Below are 2,957 nucleotides of genomic sequence, written 5' to 3'. Positions count from 1 at the left end.
GACCCGATGGAAGCGACCTATATCGGCGTCTACATGTGGAAGCAGGCGGTCGAGAAGGCCAAGTCCACCGACGTCGACAAGGTGATCGCGGCGATGGCCGGGCAGACCTTCAAGGCGCCGTCCGGTTTCACGATCAAGATGGACGAGAAGAACCACCATCTGCACAAGCCGGTATTCATCGGCGAGATCAAGGCCGACGGGCAGTTCAATGTCGTCTGGAAGACGCCGGGACCGGTCAGGGCCGCGCCGTGGAGCCCGTACATCCCGGGTAACGACAAGAAGAAGGACCAGCCGGAAGGCAAGTAAGCGTGGTTCCGCGGTGCCGGGGGTCTGCCGCCGGCACCGCCTCGTGGAGAGAGCATGGGCAAGTCCCGATTTCTGCTGTGTGGCTGGCTGTTGAGCGTCTCGCTTGCGCAGGCGGCGGTCGACCCGGCGCTGCTCAAGCCGCTGGCGTCCGACGATTCCGATACCAAGATCGCCGCCATCACGGCCCTCGCCGAGGCGGCGCCGGCCGAGGCTCTGCCGGTGCTGAAAGCTTTGGCCGACGATTCGCTGGCCGTAGCCGGCGAGCGCGTCGTGATCGTTGCCGGCGAGCGGGTGCTCGACGCGGCCACCAACGCCGAGATCTCGCCGGCACCCGTCGCGCGCGAGTCGATCGGCATCAACAACCGCGTGCGCCGCGAACTCTCGGCCGCGCTGGCCGCGCTGCGGCTCTTCTCGAGCGAGCGCGAGGTGCGCTGGCAGGCAGCGCAGGAAGTGACCCTGAGCGCCGACGCGAAGATGCTGCCGCTGCTCGACCGCGCGCTCGCCGCGGAGAAGGATCCCGAGATCCGGACCCGTCTGCAGCTCGCGCAGGCGCAGGCCAGTCTGGGTTCGACCGACGCCGAGGTTCGCCTCGCGGCCGTCAAGACGCTGGGCGAAAGCAGCGACCCGAAGGTCCGCCAGCTTCTCCTGCCGCTCAGCGAAAAACGCGGCGACAACTGGCTCGAGCCCGACAGCGCGGTGCGCGCCGCGGCCGGCACGTCGATCCGTTCGATCGAGCAGCGGCTGGCCTGGGCCGACAATCTCGGACGGGCGTTCACCGGCCTCTCGCTCGGCTCGATCCTGCTCCTCGCCGCGCTCGGACTGGCGATCACCTACGGCGTGATGGGCGTGATCAACATGGCGCACGGCGAACTGCTGATGGTCGGCGCCTACTCGGCCTGGGCGATGCAGAGCGTTTTCCGCGCCTACCTGCCCGGCGCGCTCGACTGGTACCTGCTGGCCGCGATCCCGGTCGGCTTTCTCGCCGCGGCGCTGATCGGCGTACTGATGGAGCGCCTGATCATCCGTCACCTCTACGGCCGTCCGCTGGAAACCCTGCTCGCCACCTGGGGCATCTCGCTGTTCCTGATGCAGGTCGCGCGCACCCTGTTCGGCGCACAGAACGTCGAAGTCGCCAACCCGGTGTGGATGGCCGGCGGCATCGAACTGCTGCCGAATCTCCTGCTGCCGTGGAACCGGATCATCATCGTCGCCTTTTCCATTGCCGTGCTGGTCGCCATGTGGGCGATTCTCAATCTGTCGCGGCTCGGCATGTTCGTCCGTGCCGTGACGCAGAACCGGCCGATGGCCGGCTGCGTCGGCGTGCCGACCGGCCGCATCGACACCCTGGCTTTCGGCCTCGGCGCCGGCATCGCCGGCCTCGGCGGCGTGGCGCTGTCGCAGATCGCCAACGTCGGGCCGGACATGGGCCAGGGCTATATCGTCGATTCGTTCATGGTCGTCGTCCTCGGCGGCGTCGGGCAACTTGCCGGCGCGGTCTGGGCCGCTCTCGGCCTCGGCGTGTTCACCAAGTTCCTCGAAGGCTGGACCGGCGCCGTAGTCGCCAAGATCGTCGTCCTGGTGTTCATCATCATCTTCATCCAGAAGCGTCCGCAGGGGCTGTTCGCCCTCAAGGGCCGTTTCGTCGAATCGTGAGCAATCGTGAGCAATTGTGGCCATTGTGAGCCGGAAAGAACGATCATGAGCGCCGCCTCGCCACCCGCCCCCTTCATCGCCCACCTCGGACGCCGCTTCGACGCGCGCACCTGGCAGCTCGTCGGCGTCTTTGCCGCCGTCGCGCTGATCGCCGTGCCGGTCATGCACCTCGCTCTGCCGCCGGACCACCCGCTGCATCTGTCCACCTGGTTCATCACGCTGATCGGCAAGATCCTCTGCTACGCCATCGTCGCCGTCGCGATGGACCTGATCTGGGGATACGGCGGCATTCTCTCGCTCGGGCACGGGCTTTTCTTCGCCCTCGGCGGTTACGCCTTCGGCATGTACCTGATGCGCCAGATCGGGCGTGACGGCAGCTACCAGAGCGATCTGCCCGATTTCATGGTCTTCCTCGACTGGAAGGAGTTGCCGTGGTTCTGGGTAGGCAGCGACAGCTTCCTCTGGGTGGCGCTGCTGGTCCTCGTCGTGCCGGCGCTGATCGCTTTCGTCTTCGGCTACTTCGCTTTCCGCTCGCGCATCAAGGGCGTGTACTTCTCGATCATCACGCAGGCGCTGACTTACGCGGCGATGCTGCTCTTCTTCCGCAACGAAACCGGTTTCGGCGGCAACAACGGCTTCACCGACTTCAAGCGCGTTCTCGGCTACTCGATCACCGCGCCGGAAACGCGCGTCGTCCTCTTCGCGCTGTCGGCGCTGGCGCTGATCGGCACCCTGCTGCTGGCGCGCTTCCTGGTGAGCTCGAAATTCGGCCGCGTGCTGACGGCGATTCGAGACGCCGAATCGCGGGTGATGTTCATCGGCTACAACCCGCTGTGGTACAAGCTGTTCGTGTGGACGCTGTCGGCCATGCTGTGCGCGATTGCCGGCGCGCTCTACGTGCCGCAGGTGGGGATCATCAACCCGTCCGAAATGTCCGTCGCCAACTCGATCGAGATCGCCATCTGGGTGGCCGTCGGCGGGCGCGGCACGCTGATCGG

Annotated in this window: 3 protein-coding genes; all 3 read left to right on the top strand. The window is 66.5% G+C overall.

What is annotated here, in order from left to right; translation table 11 throughout:
• The coding region (locus Q1M07_RS07930; RefSeq protein ID WP_300452797.1) for a transporter substrate-binding protein at window positions 1-306 on the top strand (306 nt) is incomplete at its 5' end.
• 54 nt (window positions 307-360) lie between these two features.
• Window positions 361-1,959: an urea ABC transporter permease subunit UrtB gene (gene urtB / locus Q1M07_RS07925; protein ID WP_300452795.1), complete on the top strand. Its 1,599-nt coding sequence runs from the start codon at window positions 361-363 to the stop codon at window positions 1,957-1,959.
• Between the two features lie 45 nt (window positions 1,960-2,004).
• Window positions 2,005-2,957: urea ABC transporter permease subunit UrtC (gene urtC, locus Q1M07_RS07920; RefSeq protein WP_300452793.1), on the top strand; the 953-nt coding region annotated here is incomplete at its 3' end.

It is taken from the genome of Accumulibacter sp., from assembly GCF_029255285.1.
In the GTDB taxonomy this organism is placed as follows: Bacteria; Pseudomonadota; Gammaproteobacteria; order Burkholderiales; family Rhodocyclaceae; genus Accumulibacter.
This window is presented reverse-complemented; position numbering and strand designations above follow the sequence as displayed.

Coding starts and splice junctions, on each gene's coding strand:
- urtB (WP_300452795.1), top strand. CDS start 361: ATGGGCAAGTCCCGATTTCTGCTGTGTGGCTGGCTGTTGAGCGTCTCG.